The sequence below is a fragment of the Luteimonas sp. Soil_C_16 genome, assembly GCF_057657295.1.
The window spans coordinates 186,710-200,701 of the sequence record NZ_JBDGIS010000004.1; the positions used below are offsets into that span (position 1 = coordinate 186,710).

Annotated in this window: 11 protein-coding genes; 5 read left to right on the forward strand and 6 right to left on the reverse strand. The window is 67.1% G+C overall.

Annotated elements, in window-relative coordinates; genetic code table 11:
- The first annotated feature begins 52 nt into the window (after positions 1-52).
- Both clpS and clpA read left to right on the forward strand, forming a co-directional pair.
- Positions 53-373, forward strand: a complete 321-nt coding sequence (gene clpS / locus AC3A5T_RS09510; protein WP_487628352.1) for an ATP-dependent Clp protease adapter ClpS — start codon at positions 53-55, stop codon at positions 371-373.
- Between the two features lie 78 nt (positions 374-451).
- Positions 452-2,737, forward strand: coding sequence for an ATP-dependent Clp protease ATP-binding subunit ClpA (gene clpA / locus AC3A5T_RS09515; protein ID WP_487628353.1), 2,286 nt, complete (start codon positions 452-454; stop codon positions 2,735-2,737).
- 152 nt (positions 2,738-2,889) lie between these two features.
- On the opposite strand, the gene AC3A5T_RS09520 is transcribed toward clpA, so the two are convergent.
- The 6 genes from AC3A5T_RS09520 to trxB all read right to left on the reverse strand — a co-directional run bounded on the left by AC3A5T_RS09520 (position 2,890) and on the right by trxB (position 9,395).
- The gene (locus AC3A5T_RS09520) at positions 2,890-4,755 is read right to left on the reverse strand and encodes a DUF885 domain-containing protein (protein WP_487628354.1); all 1,866 of its coding nucleotides are present in this window, start codon (positions 4,753-4,755) and stop codon (positions 2,890-2,892) included.
- Between the two features lie 142 nt (positions 4,756-4,897).
- Entirely contained in the window at positions 4,898-5,116 is a 219-nt protein-coding gene (gene infA / locus AC3A5T_RS09525) for a translation initiation factor IF-1 (protein ID WP_055248081.1), read from the reverse strand.
- Between the two features lie 121 nt (positions 5,117-5,237).
- Positions 5,238-5,981: a leucyl/phenylalanyl-tRNA--protein transferase gene (gene aat / locus AC3A5T_RS09530; RefSeq protein WP_487628355.1), complete on the reverse strand. Its 744-nt coding sequence runs from the start codon at positions 5,979-5,981 to the stop codon at positions 5,238-5,240.
- Positions 5,978-7,105: a GNAT family N-acetyltransferase gene (locus tag AC3A5T_RS09535; protein ID WP_487628356.1), complete on the reverse strand. Its 1,128-nt coding sequence runs from the start codon at positions 7,103-7,105 to the stop codon at positions 5,978-5,980. The genes aat and AC3A5T_RS09535 overlap by 4 nt, the downstream gene beginning before the upstream one ends.
- Positions 7,102-8,412, reverse strand: a complete 1,311-nt coding sequence (locus AC3A5T_RS09540; RefSeq protein WP_487628357.1) for a DUF2254 domain-containing protein — start codon at positions 8,410-8,412, stop codon at positions 7,102-7,104. Before AC3A5T_RS09540 ends, AC3A5T_RS09535 begins: the two co-directional genes overlap by 4 nt.
- A 17-nt stretch (positions 8,413-8,429) precedes the next feature.
- Positions 8,430-9,395, reverse strand: a complete 966-nt coding sequence (gene trxB, locus AC3A5T_RS09545) for a thioredoxin-disulfide reductase (protein ID WP_487628358.1) — start codon at positions 9,393-9,395, stop codon at positions 8,430-8,432.
- Between the two features lie 154 nt (positions 9,396-9,549).
- Between trxB and AC3A5T_RS09550 the strand changes: the two genes are divergently transcribed.
- From AC3A5T_RS09550 to lolA, 3 genes are all read left to right on the forward strand, one after another.
- Positions 9,550-10,617: an alanine dehydrogenase gene (locus AC3A5T_RS09550; RefSeq protein ID WP_394005121.1), complete on the forward strand. Its 1,068-nt coding sequence runs from the start codon at positions 9,550-9,552 to the stop codon at positions 10,615-10,617.
- Between the two features lie 46 nt (positions 10,618-10,663).
- Entirely contained in the window at positions 10,664-13,045 is a 2,382-nt protein-coding gene (locus tag AC3A5T_RS09555; RefSeq protein WP_332077250.1) for a DNA translocase FtsK, read from the forward strand.
- A gap of 102 nt (positions 13,046-13,147) precedes the next feature.
- A complete protein-coding gene (lolA, locus tag AC3A5T_RS09560) occupies positions 13,148-13,822 on the forward strand; it encodes an outer membrane lipoprotein periplasmic chaperone LolA (RefSeq protein WP_487628529.1) in 675 nt (224 codons plus the stop codon).
- Positions 13,823-13,992 lie beyond the last annotated feature (170 nt).

Consider the following 13,992-nt stretch of genomic DNA (forward strand, 5'->3'; position numbering starts at 1 on the left):
TGACGACCGGGGTCCGGGGCGTCCATCCACGGCGCGGCGGTATAATCGGCCGATGAGTCGCAGACACGAACACGAACACGATCACGGCACCGCGGTGGCCCCCGGCCGCCCGGAAGTCGCGCCACCGCCGCTGTATTCGGTGCTGTTGCTCAACGACGACTACACGCCGATGGACTTCGTGGTCGAGATCCTGGTGCGGTTCTTCGCGCTGGATCTCGAACGCGCCACCCAGGTGATGCTCCACGTGCACACGCGTGGCCGGGGCGTGTGCGGCATCTACAGCCGCGAGGTCGCGGAGTCGAAGGTCGCGCAGGTGAACGAATACGCACGGCTCAATCTGCACCCCTTGCTCTGCACGATGGAAAGGGCCTAATAAGCCCACGGGGGCAGGGTTTGTTTGCCGCAATCGGGCCCCATCTAGGGTGTCAGTGAAGCCGGAGGCGACCGCCCCATGTTCAGCAAAGATCTCGAGTTCACGATCGGCCAGTGCTACAAGCGCGCCCGCGAGGCCCGCGACGAGTACATGACGGTCGAACACCTGTTGTTGTCGCTGCTCGAGAACCCGTCCGCGGAGGCCGTGCTCAAGGCCACCGGCGCGGATTTCGAACGCCTGCGTGGCGATCTCGAGCAGGCCATCCTGACCTCGGTCACCAAACTGGCCGAAGACGACACGCGCGATACCCAGCCCACGCTCGGATTCCAGCGCGTGCTGCAGCGGGCCGTCTACCACGTGCAGTCTTCCGGCAAGAAAGAAGTCTCCGGCGCGAACGTGCTGGTCGCGATCTTCGGCGAGAAGGATTCGCACGCGGTCTACTACCTCAATCAGCAGGACGTGACCCGGCTGGATGTCGTCAACTATCTCTCCCATGGCATCGCCAAGAGCGGTGGCGAGGAGCCTGACGGCGCGCACGAGGATCCGGCCCAGGCCCGCACTGAAGGTGCCGAAGGCGAGGGCAAGGGCGATGCACTGGCCGAGTTCGCCAGTGATCTCAACATGGCCGCCCAGGAAGGCCGCATCGACCCGCTGGTCGGCCGCGCCGAGGAAGTCGAGCGCACGATCCAGGTGCTGTGCCGCCGCCGCAAGAACAATCCGCTCTACGTCGGCGAAGCCGGCGTGGGCAAGACCGCGATCGCCGAAGGTCTGGCCAAGCGCATCGTCGACGGCGAAGTGCCCGAAGTGCTGGCCGACGCGACGATCTATTCGCTCGATCTCGGCGCGCTGGTCGCGGGCACCAAGTACCGCGGCGATTTCGAGAAGCGCCTGAAGGCCGTGCTGACCGCGATCAAGAAGCATCCCGGCGCGATCCTCTTCATCGACGAGATCCACACCATCATCGGCGCCGGTTCGGCGTCGGGCGGCACGATGGACGCGTCGAACCTGATCAAGCCGGCGCTGGCGTCGGGCGAGCTGCGCTGCATCGGCTCGACCACGTTCCAGGAATACCGCGGCATCTTCGAGAAGGACCGCGCGCTGGCGCGGCGCTTCCAGAAGATCGACATCGTCGAGCCGACGGTCAGCGAGACCTACCAGATCCTGCAGGGCCTCAAGCCGCGCTACGAAGCGCACCACGACGTGACCTACGCCGACGAGGCGCTCCAGGCCGCCGTCGACCTGTCTGTCAAGCACATCGCCGACCGTCTGCTGCCCGACAAGGCCATCGACGTCATCGACGAGGCCGGCGCGCGTCAGCGTCTGCTGCCCGAAGGCGTGCGCAAGGCGCTGATCGACGTCGAGGAAGTGGAGACCATCGTCGCCAAGATGGCGCGCATTCCGGCCAAGCAGGTCAGTGCGACCGACAAGGACGTGCTCGAGCATCTGGAGCGCAATCTCAAGATGGTGATCTTCGGGCAGGACCCGGCGATCGAGATGCTGACGTCTGCGATCAAGCTCGCGCGTTCCGGCCTCGGCAGCCCCGACAAGCCGATCGGCAACTTTCTGTTCGCCGGTCCCACCGGCGTCGGCAAGACCGAAGTCACGCGGCAGCTGGCGCTGCAGCTCGGCATCGAGCTGGTGCGCTTCGACATGTCCGAGTACATGGAATCGCATTCGGTGAGTCGCCTGATCGGCGCGCCTCCGGGCTACGTGGGCTTCGACCAGGGCGGTCTGCTGACCGAGAAGATCGTCAAGACGCCGCACTGCGTGCTGCTGCTCGACGAGGTGGAGAAGGCGCATCCGGACATCTTCAACATCCTGCTGCAGGTGATGGACCGCGGCGTGCTGACCGACACCAACGGGCGCGAGGCGAACTTCCGCAACGTGATCCTGGTGATGACCACCAACGCTGGTGCCACCCAGGCCTCGCGCCGTTCGATCGGCTTCACGCGCCAGGACCACAGCAGCGATGCGATGGAAGTGATCCGCAAGAGCTTCACGCCGGAATTCCGCAACCGTCTCGATGCGGTGGTGCAGTTCCAGTCGCTCGGCTTCGAGCACATCCTGCGCGTGGTCGACAAGTTCATGATCGAACTGGAGTCGCAGCTGCACGACAAGAACGTCTCGCTGTCGGCCACGCCGGCCGCGCGCGACTGGCTGGCGCAGCACGGCTTCGATGCACAGATGGGGGCGCGTCCGATGTCGCGCGTGATCCAGGACAAGGTCAAGCGGCGCCTGGCCGACGAACTGCTGTTCGGCAAGCTGGCCAATGGCGGCCGGGTCTCGATCGACGTGCAGGACGGCGAGCTCATCGTCGAAACCTGGGCGGAGCCGGAGCGTTTGTTGACCGCGACGGTCGACTGACCGACGCCGCAAACCGTGTCACGAAGAAGGCGCCCGAGGGCGCCTTCTTTTTTCGCATTCGTGGAAGCGGCCTTGGCCGCGATGGGCTTCGCGGGACGGCCCCATCGCGCGCAAGCGCGCTCCCACGCGGGGAGCGCTTCCGGCGTGCTGGATCAGCGCGCGGACGCCTCCACCCATGCGTCCACACGACGCTCGAGCAGATCCAACGGCAGCGCGCCGCCGCCGAGCACGGCATCGTGGAATCCGCGCACGTCGAAGCGATCGCCGAGCCGCGCTTCGGCGTTCTTGCGCAGTTCCTGGATGCGGATCATGCCGATCTTGTAGGCCGTCGCCTGGCCCGGCCACGACAGATAACGCTGCACTTCCGAGCGGATCGTCGCTTCCGGGAAGCCGCTGTTGTCGTTGAAGTAGTCGACCGCCTGCTGCTCGGTCCAGCCTTTGGCGTGCATGCCGGTGTCGACGACCAGCCGAATCGCGCGCCACAGCTCGGAACTCAGCTGCCCGTAACGCGAATAGGGATCGACATAGGTGCCCGGAATTTCCTTGGCCTGCCATTCCGAATACAGGCCCCAGCCTTCCGAGTACGCGGTGGTCTGGTACTGGGTACGGAACTGCGGCAGGCCGGTGAGCTCCTGCGCGATCGCGATCTGCATGTGATGGCCGGGCAGGCCTTCGTGATACGCGATGACTTCCAGTTCCGGCTTCGGCATCGCGTTCATGTCGGACAGATGCGCGTAGTAGATGCCGGGTCGGGTGCCGTCGGGACTGCTCGGGAAATAGTGCTGCGCGGCGCCGGGTTCTTCGCGGAAGGATTCGACGCGACGCACGACCAGATCCGCCTTCGGCAGCAGACCGTAGAACTGCGGCAGCTGCTGCTTGATGTTGTCGAGCAGGCGCGTGGATTCGTCGAGGTACGCCTGGCGACCGGCATCGGTGTTCGGGAACTTGAACTGCGGATCGGTGGCGATGAAGCGGAAGAACGCCTGCAAGTCGCCGTCGAAGCCGACCTCGTTCTTGATCGCCTCCAGATCCCTGTGGATGCGCGCCACGTCCTGCAGGCCGATGTCGTGCACCTGTTCGGGCGTCAGGTCGGTGCTGGTGTTGCGACGCAGCTGCGAGGCGTAATACGCCTTGCCGTTGGATTGTGTCGTGCCGACGCCGGCGGGATTCTCCAGTGCGTTGCCGATGTCGCCCTCGTGCCACGCGATCACGCGCTGGTAGGCGGGGCCGACGGATTCCAGCAGCGCCGCGCGTGCCTGGGTCTTGAGCGCCTCGGCTTTCGCCGCGTCGATCGTCCCCGCCTCGCGCAGCGCGTCGGCCTTCTTGACCAGATCGGCCCACAGCGCGGTGTCGTCGCCTTGCGAGAACGGCGCACCGGTGATCACGTTGCGCGACTGGGTGATGACGCCGGTGTAGGCGAACTTCGGCGCGCGCATGCCGGCGTCCGCGCTGGCCTGCGCATGTTCGAGCAGGGTGTCGAACATCGTCGGCAGCGCGCGCAGTCGCGCGATGTAGGCGAGGTAGTCGGCTTCGCTGTCGACCTTGTGGAAGTTGATCAGCAGCGTCGGCAACATCGCCTGCGGTCCCATCATCTGGGTGAAGGCGTAGCCGTTGCGGCGGTACTCGAACTGTTCGGCCGCCTCGCGCGCCTGCTGCGCCCACAGCTCGTAGGACAACCTGCCTTCGAGGTCGAGCGCATCGACGTCGAAGCTGCGCTCCATCTCGGCAACGCTCGCGCGTTGCCATGCGAGCTGCTTTTCCATCGCCGCGTCCGACACGTCGTCGAGCTGGTCGTACAGCTCCTTGCGGCCGAGGAAGGTCAGCCCGATCGGGCTGAAGCGCAGCGAGGTTTCGTACTGCTGGTCGAGCCAGGCATTGAGGCGCGCGGTCTCGGCCGCGGGCGGCGCCTGGGTCATCGCCGTCGGCGCGGCGCCTGTGGCGGGCGCGGTCTGCGCATGGACGGGCAGGGCGAGTACGAGCGCAAGGGCGAGCGTGGCGACGGCAGGCAGTCGGGGCATCAGAGGCATCCGTTCGGTCGTGTGGACCGAGCCTACCGCGGACACGCCGTTCCGGCATGCAGGGCGCCGACCCGGATGTCCGCGCGCCCGAAACGACGAAGGCGACCCATGGCCGCCTTCGGAAGGTGTTGCGCTGCCGCGGTTACTTCATGCGGTAGGTGATGCGGCCCTTGGTGAGATCGTAGGGCGTCATCTCCACCTTGACCCGGTCACCGGTCAGGATGCGGATGTAGTTCTTGCGCATCCGTCCGGAGATGTGCGCAATGATTTCGTGGCCGTTCTCGAGCTTCACCCGGAACATGGTGTTCGGGAGGGTCTCGGAGACCGCGCCTTCGAACTCGATGACGTCGTCTTTCGCCATGCGTGTGGAATATCCGTCGTTGGGGATGCGGCGCACGGTTCGAATGATTTCGAGCTCGCGCCAGCAAAGCGGGGTATTGTCGCACGCGGCTGCAGGCGATGCAAAACGACCCCTGCGCGCTTCAGTCCGGCGTGCCCAGCGCGGCCGCGGGGATCTCGCCGAACGCGCCGGTCCATGCGCCGATGACCGGGGCCGGGGCTTCGGCCAGCACGTCGACCGATGCGATGAACCGTTCACGCGGCCAGCTGGCGGCACCCAGCGACGCCAGATGCGGATTGCCGACCTGGGCATCGATCAGCGGCATGTCCCAGCGGCGCATCTGCCGGGCGAGCCCGAACAGCGCCGCCTTCGACGCACCGGTGCGGGCGCTGAACATGCTTTCGCCGAAGAACATCCGGCCGATCGACACGCCGTAGATGCCGCCGACGAGCGCATCACCGTCGAACACTTCCACGCTGTGGGCGACGCCCGCCGCGTGCAGGGCGGCGTAGGCGTCACGCATGGCATCGGTGATCCACGTGCCGTCCTGACCCGGGCGCGGTGCCCGCGCGCAGGCGGTGACGACCGCGGCAAACGCGGTGTCGGCGCGCAACGTCCAGTCGCTGCCGCGCAAGGTGCGTGCGAAGCGCCGGTTCGGATGCAGCGCCGCGGTCTCGAAGACCGTGCGCGGATCCGGCGACCACCACAGGATCGGTTGCCCCTCGGAGAACCATGGGAACGCGCCGTGGCGGTAGGCGTTGCGCAGCCGCGGCACCGACAGGTCGCCACCGAATGCGAGCAGGCCGTCGGGGCGGCGCAGCGCGCTGTCGACCGGCGGAAACGGGGCGTCCGGTTCCACGCCGAGGCGCGGCAGATGCAGGCTCACGGCGTGGGTTGCCGGAATGGACTGCTGGCGGCGAGTGTCGCTGCATACCCGCGGATCGACTGCGCTTCCTGCGCGCACCACTCGCGCAGCGCGCGCCGGAATTCGGGGTCGGCGATCCAGTGGCGGCTGTGCACCAGTGTCGGCAGGAAGCCACGCGCGAGTTTGTGCTCGCCCTGCGCACCGGGTTCGAAATGACGCAGGCCCGTCCGCAGGCAGTAGTCGATGCCCTGGTAGTAGCAGGTCTCGAAATGCAGGCCGGGCAGGGTGGCGATCGCGCCCCAGTAGCGCCCGTACAGCGTGTCGCCACCGCGCAGGCACAGCGCACCGGCGACCGGTACGTCGCCCAGGTCCGCGAGCACCAGGACCAGCTGGCGCGGCATCGTCGCGGCGAGATGGCGCAGGAAATCCAGCGTCAGCGCGGGCGAGTTGCCGTACTCGGCGAAGGTCTGCAGGTAGAAGCGGTACATCGTCGCGAGATCGTCGTCGCTGGCCTCGTCGCCGTGCAGCACGCGGAACGTCACGCCCGCGCGGGCGACCTTGGCGCGTTCCTGGCGGATGTTCTTGCGGTGCTTGTGGTCCATCGCGCCGAGGTAGTCGTCGAACGTCGACCAGTCGCCGGGATTGCGCCAGTGGTATTGCACGTCGATGCGCGGCAGCCAGTCGGCATCGAAGGCCTCCGCTTCGGCGCCGGTATGGAAATTGACGTGGGCCGACGACCAGCCCGCATCGCCGGTCGCGCGTTCGATGGCCACGCGCAGCGCTTTCCGCGCGCCGGCGTCGCGCGCCAGCAGGCGCGGACCGGTCACCGGCGAATAGGGCGAGGCGACCAGCAGTTTCGGGAAGTAGTCATGGCCATACTGCGCATAGGCATGCGCCCAGGCGTGGTCGAACACGAACTCGCCGTGCGAGTTGGTCTTGCGGTAGGCGGGCGCCGCGGCGGTCAGCGTGTCGCCGTTCCACAGCGTCAGATGCTGCGGCGTCCAGCCCCACTCGGCGCGCAGGCAGCCGTGCTGCTCGAGTCCTGACAGAAAGGCATGGCTGACGAAAGGATTGCCGTCATGCAGCGCATCCCAGTCCGCCGCCGGCACGTCCGACAGCTGTGACAGCACGCGCAGCGCGGTCATCCGCTGCGTCCGTCGACGCTGTCGCCGGCTTCGATGACGGTGCGCCGCAACAGCTCGCGGTCCGGCTCGAAGGTCAGCGCGGTCATCGCCCGCGCCATCGCCAGGCCCGCGTGACGACTCGCAGCCGCGGCGAAGACGGGGTCGCCGGACGCGGCGATCGCCGCCAGCCCCTTCTGCATGCGGATGCCGATTTCCACCAGGCCGGCGCCGTCGCGCGCCAGCGCGGGATAGAGATCGTCGAACACGTCGTCGATGTCGATCGCCGGCACGAACACGCGTGCATGGCGGATTTCCGATGCGGCTGCCGGCACGCCCAGACGGGCCCATTCGCACATCAGCCGGGTCACGGTGCCGATGATGTCGATCGCGGTGCCGGCATCGTTGATGCTGGCCGACAGTGCGCGGCTGCCGATCTCGGTCAGCACGACGAAGCCATAGCGCGGGTCCTGCTCGAAGCTGCGCTCGTCGCTGATGGTGAACGCGCTGCGCACGCGCGCGACGGTTTCATCGGTCGCGGGCAGTCCGCGTGCGGCGACCAGTGCACGACCAGGCGCAGCGAACACCCCGGGCAACGCGACCACATGGATCTCGCCGTCATGGTCGGCCGCGATCGTGGCCAGCAGCGCGACGTCGATGTGCTCGACGTAGCCGATGTCCTGTGCCTCGAGCGCCGTTGCATCGGCCGGCACGCCGGGCGACGGTGCCGCACCGAGATACGGATCGGCCGCGTACTGGCGCACCGCGCGCCGGGTCACGTCTTCGACCAGATTGATCGTCGCGCCGAGCCGACCGAAGCTCGACAGTTGTTCGATCCAGCGCAGCAGGGTCAGGGTGATCAGCACGATCACCAGCACGGTCGCCGCGAACAGCACGACCCGGCCGCTGTCGCCGTAGATGCCGGTGCTCAGCGCGATCAGGCCGACGACCGCGAACAGGAACGCGCCGATGAAGGTCGCCAGCGCGCCCTGGGCGCCGCTGTCGGCGATCAGCAGGCGCGTCGCGCGCGGCGTGGCGCTGGTCGAGGCCGAGCTGTAGGCCGAGACCATCGTCGACAGCGAAAACGTCGTGACCGCCAGCATCGACGCGGCGAGGATGCCGAGCAGATTGCCGACCGAATCGGCGCCGATACGGCCGGCCAGCGATTCGGGAATCCAGGTCTTGACCAGGGCGCCGACCAGCGCGGTGACGATCGCCAGGCCGCAGTAGACCGTCGCGCGCACCCACATGCGCCGGGATTCCCGGCGCAGGATCAAGCGCAGTTGCGCCAGGGTCATGCGCAGCGCCCCGCGCGCGGGGCCGGAACGCATGCGCCTGGCATCGGGCCTCAGCCCTGCTGGTCGAGGAAGCGTTCGGCGTCGAGCGCGGCCATGCAGCCGAAGCCGGCCGAGGTGATCGCCTGGCGGTAATGCTGGTCGGTCACGTCACCGGCGGCGAACACGCCCGGCACGTTGGTCGAGGTCGCATTGCCGTCGATGCCCGAGCGGATCTCGAGGTAGCCGTTGTTCATTGCCAGCTGGCCCTCGAACAGCGTGGTGTTCGGCGTGTGGCCGATCGCGACGAAGAAGCCGTGCACCGCGATCTCGCGGGTGCTGTCGTCCTGCACGGATTTGAGGCGCAGGCCGGTCACGTTGGCATCGTTGCCGAGCACTTCGTCGACCGTGTGATGCCACACCGGCACGATCTTGCCGGCCTGGATCTTCGCGTTGAGCTTGTCCTGCATGATCTTCTCGGCGCGCAGCGTGTCGCGGCGATGAACCAGATAGACCGTTTTGGCGATGTTCGACAGGTACAGCGCTTCCTCGACCGCGGTGTTGCCGCCGCCGACCACGGCCACGTCCTGGTCCTTGTAGAAGAAGCCGTCGCAGGTGGCGCAGGCGGACACGCCGCGGCCCTTGTACGCGTCTTCCGACGGCAGGCCGAGGTATTTCGCGGTCGCGCCGGTGGCGATGATGATCGCGTCGGCGGTGTACTCGCCGCTGTCGCCCTTGAGGCGGAACGGGCGCTGCGAGAGATCCGCGGTGTGGATGTGGTCGAAGATGGTCTCGGTGTCGAAACGTTCGGCATGCGCCTGCATGCGCGCCATCAGGTCCGGACCCATAAGCCCGTGCGCGTCGCCCGGCCAGTTGTCGACCTCGGTGGTCGTCATCAACTGGCCGCCCATCTGCATGCCGGTGATGACCACCGGTTTCAGGTTGGCGCGCGCGGCGTAGACGGCCGCGGTCCAGCCGGCGGGGCCGGATCCGAGGATCAGCAGACGGAGGTGGCGGGGGCTGGTATTCGGAACGCTCATGTATACTCGCGGGCTTCGGCACTGCGGCCTGACGTGGTCCATAGCTTGGCGGTGCGCCCCCCGCAAAACAAGGTTCGGCAACGTCAGCCGACCGGAACAATCCATCCGCGACACGCCGCCGAAAGCGGCGTTTTTTTGTGCAGGAGTCGGCGACATGCGTATCGGTATTCCGAGTGAGACCAAGACCCTCGAAGGCCGCGTGGCCCTGGTGCCGGAAGCGGCAGGCGATCTGGTCAACCGTGGCCACGAAGTGTGGGTGCAGCAGGGCGCGGGCCTGAAGTCGGGCTTCAGCGACGAGGCCTACACCCGTCTGGGCGTGAAGATCGCGCCGGACGCGGCCGCGCTGTACGAAAAGGGCGAACTGATCGTCAAGGTCAAGGAGCCGATCGAAGGCGACCTCGCGCTGCTGCGCAAGGACCATCTGCTGTTCTGCTATCTGCATCTGGCGCCGCTGCCGGAGCTGACCAAGCGTCTGCTCGACATCGGCCTGACCGGCGTCGCGTTCGAGACTGTCGAGCTCGACAACGGTGAGCTGCCGCTGCTGGCGCCGATGTCGGTGATCGCCGGCAAGATCGCGGTGCAGATCGGCACGCATTACCTGCACCAGCCGCTGGGCGGCAAGGGCAAGCTGCTCGGCGGCCTGCCGTCGACCGAGCGCGGCAAGGTCGTGGTGTTCGGCGCCGGCGTGGCCGGTGGTGCATCGGCGGCGCTGGCCGCGGCCGGTGGTGCCAACGTCGTGGTGTTCGAGAAGCGTCAGGACCGCATGGAACAGATGATGCGCCTGGGCAACAACGTCACCGCGCTGTATCCCTACGACGACGTCGTCGCCCGCGAGGTCGCCTCGGCGGACCTGGTGATCGGCGCGGTGCTGGTCACCGGTGCGGTCGCACCGCACGTGGTCACCCGCGAGATGATCAAGTCGATGGAAGACGGCAGCGTGCTCGTCGACATCTCGATCGACCAGGGCGGCTGCTTCGAAACCTCGCGTGGCACGACCTGGAAGGAGCCGGTCTACGTGGAAGAGGGCGTGACCCACTTCTGCGTGACCAACATGCCCGGCGCCGTGCCGCAGACCTCGTCGCAGGCCATCTGCGCGGCGATCCTGCCGTGGGTCAACAAGCTCGCGTCGGGCCAGTGGCGCGACAATGCGGCGCTGGTGCGCGGCATCAACGTCGAAGGCGGCAAGCTCGTGCATCCTGCGCTGCAGGGCATGAAACTTTGACGTAAGATCAAAGGCCTGTACCGACTTTCTCAGGTAAAGACGCACGGTGGCACGACCGCTTTCAGACCGCTCCAAGCGCACGCGCAGCGCAGCCAAGGACGCCGCACCCGCGGCGTCCGCCAAGGCAGCGCCGAACCCGCGTCGCCAGCGGCTGGTCCGTGACATCGCGCTGATCCTGATCGCGCCGCTGCTGCTGTATCTGCTGGCGTGTCTGGTCACGTACTCGCACACCGATCCGGGCTGGACCAATGCCGGTAGCGTCACCGCGCCGCTGAACAATGTCGGCGGCCCGGTCGGCGCGTGGATCGCCGATGTGCTGCTGCATCTGTGCGGCTACGTCGCCTATCTGCTGCCGGTGATCCTCGGCGCGATCGCATGGATCGCGCTGTTCGGCATCGAACGCGACCCCGAGGGCACCGCCGATTTCGGCCCGGCCCTGCGTCTGGTCGGCATCGTCGGCTTTCTGGTGTCCGCGACCGGCCTGCTGTACCTGCGGGTGCCGGCGGTGCAGAACCTGTCGGCCGGTGGCGGCGGCATTCTCGGTCGGCTGGTCGGCAATTCGCTCTATGGGGCGATCGGTCCGGTCGGCGGCAATCTGTTCCTGCTCGCGCTGTTCCTGGTGTCGGTGACGCTGGCGACGGGCCTGTCGTGGTTCGCGCTGATGGACCGCCTCGGCGGCTGGGTCATGAAGCTGCCGGTGCTGTTCCGCCGCAGCAGCAAGCAGGCGACCGACTGGAAGGAAGCCCGCGTGCACCGCGAGGAGCGTACCGAGGCACGCAAGGTCGACACCGAACTGCGGGCCAAGCGCGCACCGGTGAAAATCGAAGCGCCGGTCGTGCCGCCGGTGGTCGAAAAGAGCGAACGCGCCAAGCGCGAGCAGCAGATCCCGATGTTCCATGGCGTCAACGCCAACGGCTCGGATCTGCCGCCGCTGTCGCTGCTCGACGATCCCAAGCCGCAGCCCAAGGGCTACGACGAGGAGACACTGGAAACCCTGTCGCGGCAGATCGAGTTCAAGCTCAAGGACTTCCGCATCGACGTGGAGGTCAAGGAAGCGCAGCCGGGCCCGGTGATCACGCGCTTCGAGATGGAGCCGGCGCCGGGCGTCAAGGTCAGCCAGATCAGTTCGCTGGACAAGGACATCGCCCGCGGCCTGTCGGTCAAATCGGTGCGCGTGGTCGACGTGATTCCGGGCAAGTCGGTGATCGGCCTGGAAATCCCGAACGTGCGCCGGGAGATGATCTATCTCTCCGAGCTGCTGCGCTCCAAGGAATACGACAAGTCGCCGAGCCCGCTGACGCTGGCGCTGGGCAAGGGCATCAGCGGCCAGTCGGTGGTCGCCGATCTCGCGCGCATGCCGCATCTGCTGGTCGCCGGTACCACCGGCTCGGGCAAATCGGTCGCGGTCAACTCGATGGTGCTCAGTCTGCTGTTCAAGGCCAGTCCGAAAGAACTGCGCATGCTGATGATCGACCCGAAGATGTTGGAGCTCAGCGTCTACGAGGGCATTCCGCATCTGCTTGCGCCGGTGGTCACCGACATGAAGGAGGCCGGCAACGGCCTGCGCTGGTGCGTGGCGGAGATGGAGCGCCGCTACAAGCTGATGAGCGCGGTCGGCGTGCGCAACCTGGCCGGCTTCAACAAGAAGGTGAAGGACGCACAGGACGCCGGGCAGCCGATGTCCGATCCGCTGTTCCGGCCGAATCCGGAATCGAGCGACGTCGCCGAACTGCTCGAACCGCTGCCCTACATCGTCATCTTCATCGACGAATTCGCCGACATGATGATGATCGTCGGCAAGAAGGTCGAAGAACTCATCGCCCGTCTGGCGCAAAAGGCACGTGCGGCCGGCATCCATCTGATCCTCGCCACGCAGCGGCCGTCCGTGGACGTGATCACGGGCCTGATCAAGGCCAACATCCCGACGCGCATCGCGTTCCAGGTCAGCTCCAAGATCGATTCGCGCACCATCCTCGACCAGTCCGGCGCGGAAACGCTGCTCGGCAACGGCGACATGCTGTATCTGCCGCCGGGTACGGCGATGCCCGAGCGCGTGCACGGCGCATTCGTATCGGACGAGGAAGTGCACCGCGTCGTCGAGCACCTCAAGCAGAGCGGCCAGGCCCAGTACATTTCGGGCGTGCTCGACGAAGTGCAGACGATGGGCGACGGCACCGTGGTCGGCGCGACGGGGCTGCCGGAAAGCGGCGGCGGTGGTGGCGACGAGAGCGATCCGCTGTACGACGAAGCGGTCAAGATCGTCACCGAGACCCGCCGCGCGTCGATCTCCGGTGTGCAGCGCCGGCTGAAGATCGGCTACAACCGCGCCGCGCGTCTGGTCGAGGCGATGGAAGCGGCCGGCGTGGTGACGCCGCCCGAGCACAACGGCGACCGCAGCGTGCTTGCGCCGCCGCCGCCTCCGCGCTGATCCACTCGGCGCCCGCAAGGGATGCGATGAATCGCGGATGCATGGCATCGGCGCAGAACCGTGCCATCGTCGCCGCATTCAGCAAAGAATTCGCACACTCCGATCCAACGTCACCGAACCCAGAGGTTCTTTCGCATGCGCTCGATGATCCGTCATTCCCGCTGGTTTGCCGCCGCTGCCGTGCTGATGGTGGGCGGCCTCGCGCAGGCCGCCGATGCGCGCCCGCAGCTCGAGCAGTTCACGCGCGGCCTCAAGGGCCTCGAAGCGCAGTTCACCCAGCAGGTCGCCGACGGCAACGGCCGGGTCAAGGAAAGCTCGAGCGGCACGCTGGCGCTGTCGGCGCCGCGCCTGTTCCGCTGGGAATACGTGAAGCCGTATCCGCAGCTCATCGTTGCCGATGGCCGCACGGTGTGGGTCTTCGATCCCGATCTGCAGCAGGTCACGCGCCGCTCGCAGGGCAGCGAGGAACAGGACAGCCCGCTGGCCGCACTGATCGATCCGTCCAAGCTCGACCGCGACTTCAACGTCGCCGAGGCCGGCAGCGCCGGTGGACTGAACTGGCTCGAGCTGCGTCCCAAGCGTACCGAGAACGCCGCGTTCGAACGCGCCCGTCTGGGCTTCGGCAGCGACGGCAGCCTGTCGCGCATGGAAATCCACGACACGCTGGGCCAGCGCACGACGATCGGGTTCAGTGGCTGGAAGCGCAATCCGACGTTCGCCGCCGACACCTTCCGCTACACGCCGCCTGCGGGTGTGGATGTGGTGGGCGAGGAGTGAGGCGTGGGATGTGGAGCGTCAGAGGTGAGGCGTAAGGCGTAAGACGTCAGTGGGCTTGGCTCGCTCGCATAGTTGGTTCTTCGCGCCGATCAAACTCGACCGTCGCCCCAGCGAAAGCTGGGGCCCATGTTGATCTTCGGCCCGACCGCGGAAAATGGGTCCCAGCGTTC

Bases quoted from the DNA above. Each gene is read 5' to 3' on its own strand.
- clpS (WP_487628352.1), top strand. From the start codon at position 53: ATGAGTCGCAGACACGAACACGAACACGATCACGGCACCGCGGTGGCC.
- clpA (WP_487628353.1), top strand. From the start codon at position 452: ATGTTCAGCAAAGATCTCGAGTTCACGATCGGCCAGTGCTACAAGCGC.
- AC3A5T_RS09520 (WP_487628354.1), bottom strand. From the start codon at position 4,755: ATGCCCCGACTGCCTGCCGTCGCCACGCTCGCCCTTGCGCTCGTACTC.
- infA (WP_055248081.1), bottom strand. From the start codon at position 5,116: ATGGCGAAAGACGACGTCATCGAGTTCGAAGGCGCGGTCTCCGAGACC.
- AC3A5T_RS09535 (WP_487628356.1), bottom strand. From the start codon at position 7,105: ATGACCGCGCTGCGCGTGCTGTCACAGCTGTCGGACGTGCCGGCGGCG.
- AC3A5T_RS09540 (WP_487628357.1), bottom strand. From the start codon at position 8,412: ATGCGTTCCGGCCCCGCGCGCGGGGCGCTGCGCATGACCCTGGCGCAA.
- trxB (WP_487628358.1), bottom strand. From the start codon at position 9,395: ATGAGCGTTCCGAATACCAGCCCCCGCCACCTCCGTCTGCTGATCCTC.
- AC3A5T_RS09550 (WP_394005121.1), top strand. From the start codon at position 9,550: ATGCGTATCGGTATTCCGAGTGAGACCAAGACCCTCGAAGGCCGCGTG.